This is a genomic window from Agromyces sp. Soil535, from assembly GCF_001428255.1.
GTDB lineage: Bacteria > Actinomycetota > Actinomycetes > Actinomycetales > Microbacteriaceae > Agromyces.
On the sequence record NZ_LMRW01000024.1, the window covers coordinates 83,553 to 100,440 of the forward strand.

The window sequence follows — 16,888 nt, forward strand, 5'->3', positions numbered from 1 at the left end:
GGCGCCCTACTGCAGCGCGGGGATGACCTCCGACGCGTAGAGCTCGAGCCCGGAACGGTCGTACGCCGCCTCGGGGAAGTAGTGGATGGCGTAGGAGAGCCCGAGCTCGCGGCGCTCCGCGAGCTTCGAGACGACCTGCGCCGGCGTGCCCACCGCGGCGTTCGGCGAGTGGAACTCGGCGAGGTACTGCGCGGTCTTCTCAGGTCCGAGGGAGGGCGCGATGCGTGCCTCGATGGCCTCGAGCCGGCGCGCGACATCCGCAGCATCCTCGCCGATGACGGTGTTGAAGTCCGACGAGCGCGTGATCGCGTCGAAGTCGGTGCCGAGCGCCTCGCAGTGGCCGCGCAGCACGTCGCTCTTGTGCGCGAACTCCTCGAGCGTGCCGGCGAAGTTCGTGTACGACGCGTACTTCGCCGCGATCCTGAGGGTCACCTTCTCGCCGGCACCGGCGACCCAGATAGGAATGCCGCCCTCCTGGAGCGGCAGCGGCCGCACGATGGCGCCGTCGACCCGGTAGTGCTCGCCGTCGAGCGTCGCCGAACCGGTCGTCCACGCCTGGTGCATGATCTTCACGCCCTCGCGGAGCCGCGCCAGGCGCTCGGACACGGGCGGGAAGCCATAGCCGTAGGCGCGCCACTCGTGCTCGTACCAGCCGCCGCCGATGCCCATCTCGAGGCGCCCGCCCGAGATGACGTCGACCGTGGCGGCGACCTTCGCGAGGTACGCCGGGTTGCGGTAGCTCATGCAGGTGCACATCTGGCCGAGGCGCACGCGCGACGTCGTCGCAGCGTACGCCGACATGAGGGCCCACGCCTCGTGCGTCGCCTCGGTCTCGCTCGCCACGGGCACGGTGTGGAAGTGGTCGTAGACCCAGATCGACTCCCATGGGCCCGCGTCGGCGAACTCGGCGAGTCCTCGCATGGTCTCCCAGTGCGCAGCCGGTTCGATGCCGACGAGATCGTGACGCCAACCCTGGGGAACGAACATTCCGAAACGCATGAGCTCCAGCGTAGGGCGATCCGGCCGCCCGGGAATGCGCTTCCTCGGCCGAGCCTGTCCATGACGGATGGGGCACGCGCGGCCGCCGATCTCAGCGCCAGCACTGAGGACGGACTGCGCCATGCTGCATAGCGTCGGATCCATGACTGCGCCGAATCACTGCGATTTCTCCGCGGCCGACTTCCGGGCCACTGCCATCGAGACGTCCGACGGCCGCCTCATCAGCGTGACCGGTTCCGGCCTCTGCCCCACGAGCGGTTGGGAGCTGCGGCTCGTCGCCGCGAACCCAGGCGTCGTGCCCCACCCCGAGAGCCTGTGGCTCGAACTGCGCGAGGGGGCGCCCACCCGTGCCCCGCGCGTCGTCACCGAGACCGAGGTCGAGGTGCTCGTCGAAGACTCGCGAGCCGTCGAGATCGTCATCCGCTTCGCCTGGCGCGAGGGCTTCACGCTCCCGGTCGTGCCGGCCCGAGCGCCACGCGCCCGTGGCAGGGTCGGCCGACGAGCGGATGCCGCACGCGGCCGCCTCGCGGCATCCGTCGTCTGAGCGCAGCACCAAACTGCGCTACGCCGGCCCTCCGCCGGGCGACGCTGCGTCAGGCGGCCCTACGCCAGCGCGTACCTCAGCTCCGCCATCGCGGGGCCCGACCACACCGTGCCGTCGAGGTCGTCGCTGCGCACCGTGACGACCTTGCCGCCCTTCGCGATCACGAGCAGCGCGAGCTGCGGCAGCAGGTCGGCCGCGTGCGTACCGTCGTCCAGGTTCTCGCCAACGCCGTTGCCCGTGGCGAACTCGATCGCGCCCGACTCCTGGTCGAGCGTGCCGTTCACCGAGGTGGTGAAGTCGAACCACAGGGTCTCGACCGCGCCGTCGGCAGCGAGGCGGCCGATCGCGGCGAGGTCGCGCTCGACGCGCCCGGCGCTGCCCTCGGTCAGAACATGCAAGGCCGTCTCGGCCTCGTTGATGTTGAGCGTCGCCAGCTGCAGGCGCAACGCTTCGTCGATCCCGGCAGCACCGAGCCGATCGGGCGCCCCCGGCAGCGCGACGATGCGCCGGTGGTTGTGCGCGCGCTCGATGAACTGGCTCAGCGTCGGCTCGGCGGCGAACACGAAGAGCGGCACGCGCTCTTCGGGGTCGTAGGCTTGCAGCTCCTGCCGCACCACATCGGCGACCCGCTTGGCGTAGAGGTCGAGCAGCGTCTTGCGGCCCTCGTCGCCCATGAGCCGACTCGCGCCGCCCTGGCTCGCAATGCCGCGGTTGTGGCCGCGAGGACGGTCCTCACCGGGCTCCCGATGTGTGGCTTCGTCGAGGTTCGCGGTGCCGGCCTGGTCGACGGCCAGCTTCGCGGCCCGGTCGGTCGGCGTCGCGTGCCACAGGCTCCACTCGTGCGCCGAGATGGCGACGGCGTAGGCCTCCTGATCCTGGCTGGGCGCACGTAGCAACTGGCCGAGCGTGAAGTGCGACCCGACGTGCACGGCGTCGTCGAGCCGGTTCGGCAGCACGAACACCTCACTGAACCCGGGCGCGACGAAGATCGCGAGCGCGCGGGCGAGGCCCGCCCAGAGCCCCTCGTCGCCGACGATCGCGTCGCGTTCATGGCGCAGGTCGCTGAGCTCGTGATTCGAGGCGCCGGATGCCTTGACCTGCTCGATCGCCTCGTCGAAGGCGCTCTTCACGGCCACCTCAGCGCGTTCGCGCTCGGTCACCACGGGCGAGGTCGAGGCGTAGATCGTGATGGCCGGATGATGCGGACCCGCCAGCGCGGAGAAGTCCGTCGTGGTGGGCAGCTCGTAATGGACCGTCATGCGTTCCTCCCACAGGATCTCGCGACAGCGGTGTCGCTCGCCTCCAGCCTATGAAGGCAGGGGCGCGAGCGACACCCCCCGTCAGCGACCCACGGGGTGGTTCGAGCGGATGACGCCCGCCGGGTCCACCGCGTTCTTCACGGCGCGCAGTCGGTGCACCCGGTCGCCGAACAGCCGCTCGGCGGGCCGCTCGTGCTCGGCGAAGTTGAGGTAGTCGACCGGCGCGCGCCACGGCTCCACGCGGGAGAGGAGTCGGCCGAGGGATGCCGCAAGCGCCTCGCCTGCGCCCGGCATCGCGATGCCCACGCCGAACACGAGGTAGCCCGCCTCGAAGCCGGCCACGACGCCCGGCTCGGGCGTGCCGCGCTCCGCGGCGGAGGCGCGCGCGGCCTCGGGGGCGAGGCCGCCCCCGAGGTGGCGGATCTCGGCCGAGAGCAGTGCGGTCGCGGCATCCGGGCCCGCCGCGGCGACGAATGCGCGCACCGCGGCGGGCGGCAGTTCTGCGAGCAGCATGCCGTCGCCGTTGCCCGGCGTCGGGCCGGGCGGGTCCATGTGGAGCTGCAGCAGCTCGGCGACCGGCTGCGGGTGCACGGAGACGATGTCGGGCGCGAGCGCCCGCAGCGGGGCGAGCAGCTCGTCGGCACGCTCGGGGGTCTCCTGGATCACCGCCTCGACGACGACGAACGACTTGCCGGAGAGGAACGGCGGCAACTCGGGCATCGGTGGGAAGCGGAGCAGGCGCCCGATCGAGGTCACGCTGTCGGGCACGGTCGCGGTCCACGCGGCCCAGGCCTGCAGCACCTCCTCGGCGCGCTCCAGCGGGAAGAAGAGCGTGCCGGCCACGACCTCGGTGATCGGGAAGAGACGGAACTCGAGCGCGGTCACCACGCCGAAGTCGCCGCCTCCGCCGCGCACCGCCCAGAACAACTCGGGGTCGTGCTCGGCGTCCACCCGGCGGCGCACGCCGTCGGCCGTGACGAGCTCGACGGCGAGCACTTGGTTCGCAGCGAGGCCGTGCGAGCGGGCCAGCCAGCTGATGCCGCCGCCAAGGGTGTAGCCGACCACGCCGACGTCGTGCGATGTGCCGGCGAGCGCGGCGAGGCCGTGCGGCGCGACCGCCGCGACGACGTCGGCCCAGAGCGCGCCGGGCTCGACGCGGGCGATGTGCAGGTCGGGGTCGACCTGCACGCCGCGCAGCTCGGAGGTGCGCAGCAGCAGCGCGTCGGCGAGGCCGTCGGCGGCGAGCGGACCCGCGTTGTGGCCGGTCGCCTGCGGCGCGACGGCGAGGCCGAGTCCCTTCGCGGTGCGCACGGTCTGCACGATGTCGTTCACGCTCGCGGCGACCACGACGGCGACGGGCCGCTGGTCGACGGCGAGGTTCCATGCGGCGCGAGCGTCGTCCCACCCCGGGTCGCCCGGGATGTGCACGCGGCCGGCGATCCGGTCGTCCAGCAGCGCCAGCGCCTCGCGGAGCGAGAGCGTGGTGACGTCGTCGTGATGCGGGCGCGCCTCGGTGATGTCGGTGACGGGTGCGAGTGCGGCAGCGCCCGGGTGGTCGGCTCGAGCGTCATCGTTGGCGGCGGCGCTGGACACAGGGGTGTTCACGGATGATTCCTTTCGGGTGTCTCGCTCGCGGGCCCGGACCCCTCGCATCGGAGGCGGACGGCCGCGGGGGATCCCGGCGGCGCGCACGAACGCGATCTCCATCTCATGACGGACGGCCCGCGGGCGCGTCAGGGGGTCCCCTCCGAGTGCCTCAGGGTTAACCCCCGATCGCGGAATAGGCCGAAGGGCCGCTCCGTTTCCCCCATCGATGACTGACACGCTCCGCCTCTCCGTGCTCGACCTCGTTCCCGTGCGGAGCGGCCAGACGAGTGCGGGGGCGGTCGCGGCATCCGTGCGCCTCGCGCAGCTCGCCGACCGACTCGGGTACACGCGCTACTGGTTCGCCGAGCACCACAACATGCCGGCCGTCGCGTCGACGACGCCGCCGGTGCTGATCGCGGCGACCGCGGCGCAGACCCAACGCATCCGGGTCGGCTCGGGCGGCGTGATGCTGCCCAACCATGCGCCGCTCGTCGTCGCGGAGCAGTTCGCCGCGCTCGAGGCGCTCGCGCCAGGGCGTATCGACCTCGGCATCGGCCGCGCGCCGGGCAGCGACCCCGTGATCACGCAGCTGCTGCGCGTATCGGGTCCAACGGCAGATGTCGACCGGTTCCCCGACCACATCGCCGACATCCTCTCGCTGCTCTCCCCCGACGGCGCCTCACTGCGCCTGACGAGCGGCCGCGAGTACGCGATCACCGCCACGCCCGCCGCCACTGAGGTGCCGACGTTGTGGCTCCTCGGCTCGAGCGACTACTCCGCGAAGCTCGCCGCGGAGCTCGGACTCCCGTACGTCTTTGCGAACCACTTCTCGGGCGACGGCCTCGAGCGCGCACTCGAGCTCTACCGCACCGAGTACCGGCCCAGCGAGGCGCATCCTGCGCCCGAGACCTTCCTCACCGTGAACACGTCGGTCGCGCCGACCGTCGAGGAGGCGCGGGCCCGCGCCCTGCCGCAGCTGCGGTCGATGGCCCGCCTGCGCACGAACCGCCCGATGCGCCCCCTCGAGACGGTGGAGGAGGCGGCCGCGGCTCCCGCAGACTCGATCGCCGACGAGGTCATCGCCGCCATGGAGAAGCGGTGGATCATCGCGGATGCCGCAGGCGCGGCCACCGAGCTGCGCCGCCTCGCCGCTCGCCACGGCATCGACGAGGTGATGGTCGCGCCGATCGCGGGCGCGCGGGAGTCGGAGCCGTCGGATGCCGCCCCCGGCCGCGAGCAGACCCTCGAGCTGCTCGCCGGCGAGCTGCATCACGCGGGTTGAGGAGCCGCGCAGCGGCGTCTCGAAACCCCGCTCCCCGTACATCGGGTTTCGAGACGCGTCCGCATTTCGAGACAGCCGCTGGCGCGGCTTCCTCAATCCGGGCGCTCCTCAACCCGCGGGACGCGTCCGGCTCCCCCGGCGCTCCTCAACCCGCGGGCTTCGCGCTTCAGGCGTGCTTCAGCGGCATCCGCCATGATGGACGCAGCGGAGGGAGGCCGCGATGCGCCTGCTGGTCGTCGAAGACGGAGCGCGTCTCGCCGAGGGCCTGAAGCGCGGCCTCGAGGCGGAGGGATTCGCCGTCGACGTGGCGCTGAACGGCACCGACGGGCTCTGGCTCGCACGCGAGAACCACTACGCGGTGGTGCTCCTCGACATCATGCTGCCCGGGCTGAACGGCTACCTGGTGTGCCGCACGCTGCGCGAGGAAGGCGACTGGACGCCGGTGCTCATGCTCACCGCGAAGAACGGCGAGTGGGACCAGGTCGAGGCGCTCGACACGGGCGCCGACGACTACCTGACCAAGCCGTTCTCCTTCGCGGTGCTGCTCGCGCGGGTGCGCGCGCTCATCCGCCGCGGCGCCGCGCCGCGGCCGGCCGTCCTCGAGGCAGGCGACCTCAGCCTCGACCCCGCCACGCGCGAGGTCCGGCGGGCGGATGCCGCGATCGAGCTCACAACACGGGAGTTCGCCGTGCTCGAGTTCCTCATGCGCCGGGCCGGCGAAGTCGTGGCCAAGGCCGAGATCCTCGACGGGGTGTGGGACTTCGACTTCGACGGCGACCCCAACATCGTGGAGGTCTACATCGGGCACCTGCGCAACAAGGTGGACCGGCCGTTCGGGCGGGAGAGCATCCAGACGCTGCGCGGCGCGGGGTACCGGCTGGCGGCCGACGGTGGCTGACGCGAGCTCTGGCGGGGCACGCCGACGCGGTGCGGGCGTTCGCACGCGCATCACGCTCGGGGCGACCGTCGTCGTCGCCGTTGCGCTCGTACTCGGGGCGATCGTCTTCTGGGCGACGCTCCGGCTCTCGCTCCTGGACGGCCTCGCCGCCTCGGCGGAACAGGATGCCGGGGTGGTCTCGTCGCAACTCGAGGAGGGCGGACCCGCTTCGCTCGGCGAGCTCGACGACGACCGCTTCGTGCAGGTCGTCGACGACTCGGGCGCGGTCGTCGCGGCGAGCGAGAACGCGCCGGCATCGCCCATGGCGACGCAAGAGGACGACGACCCGGGCACGGTCCACGTCGACGGCGAGGCCTTCGTGACGGCGGTGGACGACGCCGACGGCGGCTTCATCGTGATCGCCGGCCGCAGCACCGAGCCGACCGACGAGACGCTCGCGACCGTCGCGGGCCTCCTCGCCGTCGCCGTGCCGCTCCTCATCGTGCTCGTCGCGATCACCACGTGGCTCGTCGTCGGCCGCGCCCTCTCCCCTGTGGAGCAGATGCGCCGCCAGGTCGACGCGGTCACGGCGACCACCCTCGCCGAACGCCTCGACGAGCCCGACGCCGACGATGAGATCGGCCGCCTCGCGCACACCATGAACGGCATGCTCGATCGCCTCGAAGTGTCGCAGGCGACGCAGCGGCGGTTCATCTCGGATGCCTCGCACGAGCTGAGGTCGCCGCTCGCCGCCCTCCGCCAGTACGCCGAGGTCGCCCGCGACCACCCCGAGCGCATCAGCAAGGAGGAGCTCGGCGACGTCGTCCTCGACGAGGGCGGCCGGCTCGAGCGTCTCGTGCAGGGCATGCTCGTGCTCGCCCGCGCCGATGAGGGAGCCCTCCGCCTCGAGCTGGCCGACGTGGACCTCGACGACCTGCTCCTCGAGGAGGCCCGGCGGGTGAGGGCCTCGGGCCGTCTCTCGGTCGACACGAGCGGCATCGCGGCGGCACGGGTGCGCGGCGACCTCGCCCTCCTGCGCCAGCTCGTGCGGAACCTCGTCGACAACGCCGCGCGACACGCCCACGCCGCGATCGCCTTCACCGCCGGGCATGGTGCCGACGGGGCATCCGCGACGCTGACGGTCTGCGACGACGGCGACGGCATCCCGGTGGCCGACCGCGAGCGGGTGTTCGACCGTTTCGTGCGGCTCGACGACGCACGCGCCAGCGACACCGGCGGAAGCGGCCTCGGGCTCGCGATCGTGCGCGAGATCGCAATCGCGCACGGCGGGTCCGCCCGGATCGAGGATGCGGCAGGGCTCGGCGGCGCGTGCGTGCGCGTCACCCTCCCCTCGGGCGACTGACGCATCGGATCGAGTCGCTTCAGGCTGGGTTCAGCGGCGGAGGCGCATCCTGTTCTCGAGAGCTTGGAGGAGGACACCATGAAGAAGCGCACGATCTGGATCAGCTCGGCCGCGGCCGGTGCGGCGCTCGTCCTCGGCGGCACCGCCATCGCGTTCGCGACCACCGACGGCTTCGCGCCGGGTGGCGAGCCGCCCGAGACCTCCGACGATGGGGGCCACCTCACGGGCTCCGACCTCGACGCGGCGAGCGCCGCGGCCCTCGAGGCGGCCGGGCCCGGCACCGTGGTCGAGGCTGAGGTCGGCGATGACGGACAGAGCGCCTACGAGGTCGAGGTGCGCCTCGACACCGGCGAGTCCGTCGAGGTCAGGCTCGACGCGAGCTTCGGCGTCATCGACGTCACCGGCGAGGACGACGGAGGCGCAGGCGACGACGGTTCTGGCAGCGACGACTGAAGAGCATGACGGCTGACGCCGACGCCCGGCCAACCGTCCGAGCGCCGGCGCTCTCGTCTGCCTCGTCGGGCCAGCGCCAGCGTCGGGGAAGTCCCGCCCCGTAAAGACTCCGGCACTGATGCCGAGTTGGCATCAGTGCCGGAGTCCCGGCGAACGACGCCTGGGCGGACGCCGATCGGGCGGATCGCCATGGAGTCGGCCCTATCCCCATGGATACGGCTGTCGTCCGGCGCGCGGAAGGCCCTGGAAGTTTTCGCGGCCGAGAAGATCGCTGCCGCGCCTTCGCAGGAATCGTCCACGTTCCCCATAGGAAGCGCAGGGGAAGCCCACAGCACCCGGCTTGCGGCATCCGGCTTGATGGTTGCACACCCCATCAGATTCGGAGCCTCCACCCGTGGACCAGATCCCCTTCATCGCCGCCGACCTCGTCGGAGTCGCCCTGCTCGTCTTCGGGCTGTACTTCCCGAGGCACCGAAGGCGCGACCTCGTCGTCGCCTACCTCACGGTGAACGTCGGCGTGCTCGCCGTCGCGCTCGTGCTGGGCTCCGCGACGATCGGCGCGGGTCTCGGACTGGGCCTCTTCGGGGTGCTGTCGATCATCCGGCTGCGCTCGCGGGAGATCGAGCAGCACGAGGTCGCCTACTACTTCGCCGCGCTCGCCCTCGGCCTCCTCGGCGGTCTCGGCTCCTCCCTCGGATGGCTCACGATCGCGCTCATGGCACTCGTGCTCGCGGTGCTCGCCATCGGCGACCACCCGGCGCTCTTCCGCCGCTACCGCCAGCAGACGGTCGTGCTCGACCGGGCGATCGCCGACGAGGGTGAGCTCACGGCGCATCTCGAGGCGCTCCTCGGCGGCCGCGTGCACGCCGCGCGCATCGAGCAGCTCGACCTCGTCGACGACACCACGACCGTCGGGGTGCGCTACGAGGTGCCCCGGCCAGGTCGAGGCGTGCGAGCCGCGAACGCCACGGCGGGCGCCGTGCCCGCATCGATAACCGAGGGCACCGTGCCGGTCGCCGAGTACGAGCGGGTCGCACGATGAGGGCGGATGCCGCGGCATCCGTCGCCCTCGCCCCGCTCGCCGCCCTCGACCCGATCGGCCTCGACGAGCTCAACGCCCGCGCCGAACTGCAGACCCGCGTGGACCGCAAGTACATGCTGCCGATCACCGCACTGCCCGCCGTGCTCGCGCGACTGCCCGTGGGGACGCTCGTGCTCGAGATCGACGGGAACCGTGCGAGCACCTACGAGTCGGTCTACTTCGACACCCCCGAGCTCACGAGCTTCCTGCTCGCCGCGCGCGCCCGCCGCCGTCGCTTCAAGATCCGCACCCGTTCGTACCTCGACACGGACGCGAGCTTCCTCGAGGTGAAGACCCGCGGCGGGCGAGCGGTCACCGTGAAGGACCGCATCCCGGTGGACCCGGATTCGACCGACGCGCTCACCGGAGAGGCCCGCACCTACGCCGAGGAACTGCTCGACGACGCCGGCATCGCCGACCTCCGCGGCGTGCACCTCGTGCCGACGCTGACGACCTCGTACCGCCGCGCGACGCTGCTCGTGCCCGTCGACGGCGACCGGGCGGAGAGCCGCGCGACGATCGACGTCGACCTCGCCTGGCTGGATCGTGGACACGGCGGACGCTTCCCCACGACGCTCACGACACCCGGATCGGTCATCGTCGAGACGAAGTCGGGCTCGAGCGCGGGCGCCGTCGACCGGGCGCTCTGGGCCGCCGGGCACCGGCCCGCGCGGGTCTCGAAGTACGCGACGGGACTCGCGGCCATGCGCCCCGGCCTGCCCGCCAATCGCTGGGCACGCGTGCTGCACCGCCACTTCACGGCCGCGCCCATCATTCCGGCCTTCCCGACGGTGACCACTCCGACCATCCCCTTCACCCACGCTTCCTGAGAGGAACGACATGACTCCCCAGCACCCCGACCAGACCCCTGACACGACCGCGGCGCGACCGCGCCGCCCCTGGCTCGCGGCAGCGCGCTTCGCGCCGATCGCGCTCGCCGGCACCCTCCTCTTCGCGGGCTGCTCGGCCGCGGCGACGGCCGCCGACACCACGAGCAACGACTCGACCGTCGAACTGGCGTCTGCCGACGCCGTCGAACCCGGCGCGACGGCCGCCGAGGTCATGGCCGAGAACGAGGCGGTGCCCGGCGAGGACTCCGACAACACGTGGGACGAGGCATCCGTCATCGACATCGCGCTCGACGGCGACACGGCCACCGCCACCGGCACGGACGGCGAGAGCGCCGACGGCGTGACCGTCGACGGCGACACCGTGACCATCACCGCGGCCGGCACGTACCGGCTGAGCGGCACCCTCGCGGGCCAGGTCGTCGTCGACACCGCCGACACGGAGCTCGTGCGCATCATCCTCGACGACGCCTCGATCTCGAGCGACTCGACCGCCGCGATCGCCGTCACCGCCGCCGAGCGCGTGCAGGTCGTGCTCGCCGACGGCAGCGAGAACACCCTCTCCGACACGTCGGCCTACGCCGACGGCGCCGACGTCAACGCCGCGCTCTTCAGCGCCGCGGACCTGGTCATCAGCGGCGACGGCTCGCTCACCGTGCACGGCAACGGCAACGACGGCATCGCGTCGAAGGACGGACTCGTCATCTCGGGCGGCACGATCACGGTCGATGCCGTCGACGACGGCATCCGGGGCAAGGACGAAGTCGTCATCGAGGGCGGCACGGTCGACGTGACGGCCGGCGGCGACGGGCTGAAGGCCGACGACAACGAGAACGCCGACCGCGGGTACATCGCGATCGCCGGCGGCGACGTCACGATCGACGCGGCCGGCGACGGGCTCGACGCCGCGACCGACGTCGTGGTGTGGGGCGGCACGCTCGACGTGACGGCCGGCGGCGGCGCCGGGGCATCCGTCGCCGACGACGTCTCGGCGAAGGGCCTCAGCGGCTCGGTCTACGTCGTGGTCGACGGAGGGTCGGTCACCGTCGACGCCGCAGAGGACGCCGTGCACGCGGACAACACCGCGCACGTCGCGAACGGCACGCTCTCGCTCGCGAGCGGTGACGACGGCATCCACGCGGAGGTGGCGCTCACCGTCTCGGGTGGAGCGGTCGACGTCACCGAGTCCTACGAAGGGCTCGAGGCGGCGGCCATCACCATCAGCGGAGGCACGAGCACCGTCGTGGCGAGCGACGACGGCGTGAACGCCGGCAGCACGCTCGAGATCTCGGGCGGCGAGACCACCATCGACGCCGACGGCGACGGCATCGACGTGAACGGCTCGGTGTCGATCTCGGGCGGCACCACCGTGGTGAACGGGCCCGTCGAGCAGATGAACGGCGCGCTCGACGTCGACAGCACGTTCGACATCACGGGCGGCGAGCTCCTCGCCGCCGGGTCGAGCGGGATGGCGATGGCACCCTCCTCGGATGCCGCGCAGGCCTCGGTGCTGGTCACCTTCACGCAGTCCGTGGCCGCGGGCACCGTGCTCGAGGTGACGGCGGACGACGGCACGGTCGTCGCGACCTTCACCACCACGAAGTCGGCGGAGTCGCTCGCGGTGTCGACCTCGGCGCTCGTGAACGGGCAGACGTACACGGTCTCCGCCGGCGGCACGACGCTCGGTACGGCGGTGGCCGGCGAGCAGGTCTCGGGAATGGGCGGCGGGGGCCAGGGCGGTCCCGGTGGCGGCGACCAGCCGCCGATGGGCTAGGGCGAGACATGGCGATGCCCCGGGCTGCGGCCCGGGGCATCCGTCTGTCTGCTGCTTCGCTCGGTTCGATTCGCTCAGGCGGCGAGGCCGAGCCGGCGCAGGTCCTCGGTCGAGGCGCGGTACTCGTCGCCCTCGGCGATGGTCGTCTCGCGCGGCACTCGGGCGCCGTTCTGCACGCGCGCGCCGTCGCCGACGGTCGCGTAGGGGCCGATCACGGCGTTGCGGCCGATGACGGCACGACGGCCGACGTGCGCGTTCACGCCCACCACGGCCCGCTCCGCGACGATCGCGTCGCGGTCGACCCAGCCTCCGGGGCCGATCTGGGCCCCGCGCTGCACCTCGGCACCGGGGTCGACGTAGGCGGTCGGGTCGACGAACGCAGTCGGGTCGACTTTCGCGGTCGTGGCCACCAGGCCTCGACCGTTCACGTGCTTGCGGTAGCGACGCAGGACTCCGGCTTCGTCTTCGAACTCGACGTAACTGATGCCCACGTTCTCCTCCTTCCGACGTGGTGGCTCCACGTCCGGACATTGATACAACATCCGGGCTGATCTGGGCATTCCCGAGTCTCGGCTTCCAACCTGACCGCTCGTCGGGTGCCAGCTCGGTGCCAGCCCTGAAACCCGCTCGGGCCAGCACCGAACGCGGCGCGGATCGCTTGTCGAGGGTTCCTCGCGCCCGCTAGCTTGCTCTCGGTGCACGGCTTCGGCCGGCATGGCCTCGCGGCATCCCGCGCCGGCCGGACCCCACCCGGAAGAACTCGAATCGCATGTCCACCCACCTGCTCTGCGCGAGCCCCATCCAGGGCCATGTCGCGCCCCTCATCGCCATCGCCCGCGACCTCGTCGGCCGTGGCCACGACGTCACCGTGCTCACCGGATCCCGGTTCCGCGACGCCGTCGTGGCCACCGGGGCGGATCACCGCGCCCTCGGCGGCATCGCCGACTTCGACGACCGCGAGATCCAGGACCACCTGCCCGACCGCGACAGGCACCGCGGCATCGGCAAGCTTCAGTACGACATCCAGACCATCTTCATCAAACCGGTGCCCGACCAGTTCCGAGCCGTCGAGGCGGCCGTCGCCGACCTCGCGCCCGACGCGATCCTCGTCGACTCGGCCTTCGCCGGCATCCTGCCGCTCCTGCTCGACGACCCCGTGTCGCGGCCGGCCGTGCTCGCCGCCGGCGTCATTCCGCTCAGCCAGTCGAGCAAGGATGTCGCGCCGTACGGCCTCGGCCTGAAGCCCATTCCGGGCGCGCTCGGCCGCCTGCGCAACCGCGTGCTCAACGCGCTCGTGCAGCGCGTGCTGTTCCGCGACACCCAGAAGCTCGCGAACGAGACCTTGCGCTCGCTCGGCCGCCCTGAGCTCGACGCGTTCGTGCTCGACCTCTCGCGCCTCTTCGACCGGTTCCTCCAGCTCTCGCCCTCCGAGTTCGAGTACCCGCGCAGCGACCTCTCGGCGAATCTCCGCTTCGTCGGCACGGTGCTGCCGCCCGCCCCGGCGGCCGGCGACCTGCCCGAGTGGTGGGCCGAGCTCGACGGCGAGCGCCCTGTCGTGCACGTCACCCAGGGCACGATCGACAACAAGGACCTCGGCCGACTCGTGCGTCCGACGCTCGATGCCCTCGCTCATCGTGACGTGCTCGTGGTGGTGGCCACCGGCGGACGCCAGGTCGAGGAGCTCGGCGAGCTGCCGGCCAACGCGCGCGCCGCCGAGTTCCTGCCGTACGACCTGCTCATGCCCAAGACTGACGTGTTCGTCACGAACGCAGGCTTCGGCGGCACGCAGTACGCGCTCAGCCACGGCGTGCCGATCGTCGCGGCCGGCGACACCGAGGACAAGCCCGAGGTGTCGATGCGGGCCGAGTGGGCAGGCGTCGGGGTCAACCTGAAGAGCGGCACGCCGACCGCCGACGCGATCGGCACGGGCGTCGACCGCGTGCTCGCCGACCGCGGCTACCGCGACCGGGCGCGTGCGCTCGCCGCCCGCATCCGCGAGTACGACACGTTCGACGCGATCGAGGCGGAGCTCGAGGCGGCGTCGCTCGCGGCCGCGCTCCGGCTGGAGTCGCCCGCCGGCTGAGCGACGACGGAGGAGGGGGATGCCTCAGTATCCAGCGTTCCTGGTCAACTCGTCGACGCGGACGTCGGGTGGCCGACCTTCAGCCCCGCCCGTCGATGCTCGTTAGGCTGGCGTGAGCCGACGCTGTCGGCGCTGACTCCGCCGACACCCGCCGGCCTCGACCTCGGGATCCGCTTGATGACCGTCGCTCCACTGCTCGAGCTCGATGCCGTGCGCATCCGGTACCAGGGCGGTGGGCGCGCCACACCCGACGGCGTCTCCCTCGACATCCGCCCAGGCGAGGTCGTGCTCGTCCTCGGCCCGTCGGGCTGTGGCAAGTCGACGCTGGCGCTCGCCCTCGACGGCCTCGTGCCGCACGCGATCGCGGCGGAGCTCGACGGCACCGTCCACGTCGCGGGCGCCGATACGCGCGAGCGCAGCGTGGCCGAACTCAGCGAGCACGTGGCCATGGTCTTCCAGGACCCAGACGCCCAGATCGTCACCGGCACCCTGCTCGATGAGGTCGCGTTCGGGCCCGAGAACCGCCTCGTGCCGGCCGCCGAGGTGCTCGAGCGCGCCGAACGTGCCCTCAAGCTCGTGGGGCTGTGGGACCGGCGCGCCGACAACCCCGACGTGCTCTCGGGCGGTGGTCGGCAGCGGCTTGCGATCGCCTGCGCCCTCGCACTCGCCTCCCCCGTGCTCGTGCTCGACGAGCCCACGGCGAACCTCGATCCCGCGGGCATCGACGAGGTGTACGCGGTGCTGCGCGAGCTCGCGAACGAGCGCGACCATGCCATCGTGCTCATCGAGCACAACCTCGACGCCGCGGTGGACATCGTCGATCGCGTCCTCGTGCTCGATGCCGCCGGGCGGCTCGTCATCGACGGGCCCGTGCGCGACGTGCTGCGCGGGCGCGCGGGCGAACTCCTCGAGCTCGGCGTGTGGCTGCCCGTGTCGACGCTCGCCGCGATGCGCCTGCGCGCCGCGGGCGTGCCGATCGACCCGCTCCCGCTGACGCCCGCCGAGCTCGCCGCCGCGCTCGAGGCGATCGAGACCCTCCCGGCCCCTGCGCCCGATCCGGCATCCGTACCTGCCGCATCCGCGCCCGCCGTCACCGTGCGCGGGTGCTCGGTGCGCCGCGGCGGCCGCCGCGGGCCGGTCGTCGTGAACGAGGTGGACCTCGACGTGGCATCCGGCGACTTCCTCGCCGTCATCGGCACGAACGGCGCCGGCAAGACGACCCTGCTGCAGGCGATCGCGGGGGTGCTTCCAGCGCCGCAGGGCACGGTCGACGTGCTCGGCATGGACCCGTCGCGCGCCGATGCCCGCGACCGCGCCGGGCGGATCGGGTTCGTCTTCCAGAATCCCGAGCACCAGTTCGTCGCGCACACGGTCGCCGACGAGCTCGACCTCGGCCTGCGGTTGCAGGGCGTGGCGGAGCCCGAGCGACGCGACGAGGTCGAGCGGATGCTGCGGCGCTTCGACCTCGCGGAGCACGCCGACCGGCATCCGTTCCTCCTCTCCGGCGGACAGAAGCGGCGGCTCTCGGTGGGCACCGCGCTCGTCGCGGGCGCGCCCGTGCTCGCGCTGGACGAGCCCACGTTCGGGCAGGATCGCGCCCGCGCCGCTGAGCTGCTCGACATCCTGCGCGCACTCAACGAGGAGGGCACCACGGTGCTCGTCGTCACCCACGACCTGCAGCTCGTGGCCGACTACGCGAGCCGAGTCGCGGTCATGCAGGACGGCCGCCTGCTCGGCGTCGGGCCCACCGCGGAGGTGCTCGCGGGGCCGCTGATCGAGGCGGCCGGCCTGCGGCATCCGCCGCTCGCGCGCGCCACCCGCAGCCTCGTGCGACACCCCGAGTGGCAGTCCGTCACGCGGATGTCGCAACTCCCCGGCCGGACCGCCGCATGAGCACCGCGTCGGCCACGACGGTCGCCCGCAACCCGTACGCAGAGCAGACGCCGGCGCCCCCGGCGCGGTTCCTGCACGGCCTGAACCCGATCGCGAAGCTCGCCGCTCCGCTGCCCGTCATGATCGCCCTCCTCGTCACGCGGGGCGTCGCGATCCCTCTCGCGTTCACGGTCCTGGCGGTGGCGCTCCTGCTCATCGGCGCGCGGCTCTCGGGGCGGGCGATCGCGGTGCTGCTCATCGCCACGCCGGTCGGCGTGGCGCTCCTCGGGCTGAGCCTCGGGGTGTGGGTCGACCCTTCGCGAGTGGATGCCGCGAGCGCCGCGGCATCCGTGGTCCTCGTCGAGATCGGCGACTGGCGGTTCACGCTCGGCGCCTACCTGATCGGACTCGCCACGGCACTCCGGATCGCGGCGATCCTCATGCTCTCGCTCATCGCCGGGCTCACGACCACGGGCCCCGAGCTCGTGCGTGCCGCGGTGCAGAACCTCCGCGTGCCCTACCGCATCGGCTACACGGCCCTCGCGGCGCTGCGGTTCGTGCCTCGCTTCGGTCACGAGCTCGAGGTGATCCGTGCCGCCCACCGAGTGCGCGGCACCGACGGCGGACGCGGGCCCGTCGCCGCAGTGCGGCGCACGATCGGCTACGCCATCCCGTTGCTCGCGAGCGCAATCCGGCACGCGGAGCGCGTCGCGCTCGCCATGGACGCGCGGGCGTTCGGCGCCCATCCCACGCGCACCGAGCGCACGATCAGCCGCTGGCGGCCGCGCGACACGGTGTTCGTGCTGTGCTTCTGGTTCATCTCGGCCGCGATCTTCGCGTGGGCGCTCGCCGCAGGCGCGCGCTGA

The 16,888-nt window shown here is 72.5% G+C and carries 15 protein-coding genes; 11 read left to right on the top strand and 4 right to left on the bottom strand.

What is annotated here, in order from left to right:
* Positions 1-6: 6 nt before the first annotated feature.
* Positions 7-999 (bottom strand): LLM class F420-dependent oxidoreductase, encoded by a 993-nt coding sequence (locus ASG80_RS15625; RefSeq protein WP_056732348.1) that lies wholly within the window; start codon positions 997-999, stop codon positions 7-9.
* Between the two features lie 142 nt (positions 1,000-1,141).
* On the opposite strand from ASG80_RS15625, the gene ASG80_RS15630 reads away from it, so the two are divergent.
* Positions 1,142-1,543 (top strand): hypothetical protein, encoded by a 402-nt coding sequence (locus ASG80_RS15630; protein WP_056732350.1) that lies wholly within the window; start codon positions 1,142-1,144, stop codon positions 1,541-1,543.
* 59 nt (positions 1,544-1,602) lie between these two features.
* Here the strand turns inward: ASG80_RS15630 and ASG80_RS15635 are convergent, their stop codons facing one another.
* Complete coding sequence (locus tag ASG80_RS15635; protein ID WP_056732352.1) at positions 1,603-2,802, bottom strand: hypothetical protein; 1,200 nt, start codon at positions 2,800-2,802, stop codon at positions 1,603-1,605.
* Positions 2,803-2,883: 81 nt separating this feature from the next.
* Positions 2,884-4,407, bottom strand: coding sequence for an FAD-binding oxidoreductase (locus ASG80_RS15640; RefSeq protein WP_235508355.1), 1,524 nt, complete (start codon positions 4,405-4,407; stop codon positions 2,884-2,886).
* A 208-nt stretch (positions 4,408-4,615) separates the two neighbouring features.
* Between ASG80_RS15640 and ASG80_RS15645 the strand changes: the two genes are divergently transcribed.
* The 7 genes from ASG80_RS15645 to ASG80_RS15675 all read left to right on the top strand — a co-directional run bounded on the left by ASG80_RS15645 (position 4,616) and on the right by ASG80_RS15675 (position 12,067).
* Entirely contained in the window at positions 4,616-5,671 is a 1,056-nt protein-coding gene (locus tag ASG80_RS15645) for an LLM class flavin-dependent oxidoreductase (protein ID WP_056732354.1), read from the top strand.
* Between the two features lie 220 nt (positions 5,672-5,891).
* A complete protein-coding gene (locus tag ASG80_RS15650) occupies positions 5,892-6,569 on the top strand; it encodes a response regulator transcription factor (RefSeq protein ID WP_056732356.1) in 678 nt (225 codons plus the stop codon).
* The gene (locus ASG80_RS15655; RefSeq protein ID WP_056732359.1) at positions 6,562-7,911 is read left to right on the top strand and encodes an ATP-binding protein; all 1,350 of its coding nucleotides are present in this window, start codon (positions 6,562-6,564) and stop codon (positions 7,909-7,911) included. The genes ASG80_RS15650 and ASG80_RS15655 overlap by 8 nt, the downstream gene beginning before the upstream one ends.
* A gap of 78 nt (positions 7,912-7,989) precedes the next feature.
* Entirely contained in the window at positions 7,990-8,364 is a 375-nt protein-coding gene (locus ASG80_RS15660) for a PepSY domain-containing protein (RefSeq protein WP_056732361.1), read from the top strand.
* A gap of 394 nt (positions 8,365-8,758) precedes the next feature.
* Positions 8,759-9,406, top strand: a complete 648-nt coding sequence (locus ASG80_RS15665) for a DUF4956 domain-containing protein (RefSeq protein ID WP_056732363.1) — start codon at positions 8,759-8,761, stop codon at positions 9,404-9,406.
* Positions 9,403-10,275, top strand: coding sequence for a polyphosphate polymerase domain-containing protein (locus ASG80_RS15670; RefSeq protein WP_056732365.1), 873 nt, complete (start codon positions 9,403-9,405; stop codon positions 10,273-10,275). Before ASG80_RS15665 ends, ASG80_RS15670 begins: the two co-directional genes overlap by 4 nt.
* Before the next feature lie 10 nt (positions 10,276-10,285).
* Positions 10,286-12,067: a carbohydrate-binding domain-containing protein gene (locus ASG80_RS15675; protein ID WP_082590472.1), complete on the top strand. Its 1,782-nt coding sequence runs from the start codon at positions 10,286-10,288 to the stop codon at positions 12,065-12,067.
* 74 nt (positions 12,068-12,141) lie between these two features.
* On the opposite strand, the gene ASG80_RS23945 is transcribed toward ASG80_RS15675, so the two are convergent.
* Positions 12,142-12,558, bottom strand: a complete 417-nt coding sequence (locus ASG80_RS23945) for a hypothetical protein (RefSeq protein WP_056732367.1) — start codon at positions 12,556-12,558, stop codon at positions 12,142-12,144.
* 278 nt (positions 12,559-12,836) lie between these two features.
* Between ASG80_RS23945 and ASG80_RS15685 the strand changes: the two genes are divergently transcribed.
* The 3 genes from ASG80_RS15685 to ASG80_RS15695 all read left to right on the top strand — a co-directional run bounded on the left by ASG80_RS15685 (position 12,837) and on the right by ASG80_RS15695 (position 16,888).
* The gene (locus tag ASG80_RS15685; RefSeq protein WP_056732369.1) at positions 12,837-14,150 is read left to right on the top strand and encodes a glycosyltransferase; all 1,314 of its coding nucleotides are present in this window, start codon (positions 12,837-12,839) and stop codon (positions 14,148-14,150) included.
* Between the two features lie 177 nt (positions 14,151-14,327).
* Positions 14,328-16,043 (top strand): ABC transporter ATP-binding protein, encoded by a 1,716-nt coding sequence (locus ASG80_RS15690; protein ID WP_056732371.1) that lies wholly within the window; start codon positions 14,328-14,330, stop codon positions 16,041-16,043.
* A complete protein-coding gene (locus tag ASG80_RS15695) occupies positions 16,040-16,888 on the top strand; it encodes an energy-coupling factor transporter transmembrane protein EcfT (protein WP_082590475.1) in 849 nt (282 codons plus the stop codon). The genes ASG80_RS15690 and ASG80_RS15695 overlap by 4 nt, the downstream gene beginning before the upstream one ends.

What these genes read in the sequence shown, in the direction of transcription:
- ASG80_RS15625 (WP_056732348.1), bottom strand. Translation starts at nt 999, where the DNA reads ATGCGTTTCGGAATGTTCGTTCCCCAGGGTTGGCGTCACGATCTCGTC.
- ASG80_RS15650 (WP_056732356.1), top strand. Translation starts at nt 5,892, where the DNA reads ATGCGCCTGCTGGTCGTCGAAGACGGAGCGCGTCTCGCCGAGGGCCTG.
- ASG80_RS15635 (WP_056732352.1), bottom strand. Translation starts at nt 2,802, where the DNA reads ATGACGGTCCATTACGAGCTGCCCACCACGACGGACTTCTCCGCGCTG.
- ASG80_RS15695 (WP_082590475.1), top strand. Translation starts at nt 16,040, where the DNA reads ATGAGCACCGCGTCGGCCACGACGGTCGCCCGCAACCCGTACGCAGAG.
- ASG80_RS15690 (WP_056732371.1), top strand. Translation starts at nt 14,328, where the DNA reads ATGACCGTCGCTCCACTGCTCGAGCTCGATGCCGTGCGCATCCGGTAC.
- ASG80_RS15675 (WP_082590472.1), top strand. Translation starts at nt 10,286, where the DNA reads ATGACTCCCCAGCACCCCGACCAGACCCCTGACACGACCGCGGCGCGA.
- ASG80_RS15660 (WP_056732361.1), top strand. Translation starts at nt 7,990, where the DNA reads ATGAAGAAGCGCACGATCTGGATCAGCTCGGCCGCGGCCGGTGCGGCG.
- ASG80_RS15670 (WP_056732365.1), top strand. Translation starts at nt 9,403, where the DNA reads ATGAGGGCGGATGCCGCGGCATCCGTCGCCCTCGCCCCGCTCGCCGCC.
- ASG80_RS15645 (WP_056732354.1), top strand. Translation starts at nt 4,616, where the DNA reads ATGACTGACACGCTCCGCCTCTCCGTGCTCGACCTCGTTCCCGTGCGG.
- ASG80_RS15630 (WP_056732350.1), top strand. Translation starts at nt 1,142, where the DNA reads ATGACTGCGCCGAATCACTGCGATTTCTCCGCGGCCGACTTCCGGGCC.
- ASG80_RS15685 (WP_056732369.1), top strand. Translation starts at nt 12,837, where the DNA reads ATGTCCACCCACCTGCTCTGCGCGAGCCCCATCCAGGGCCATGTCGCG.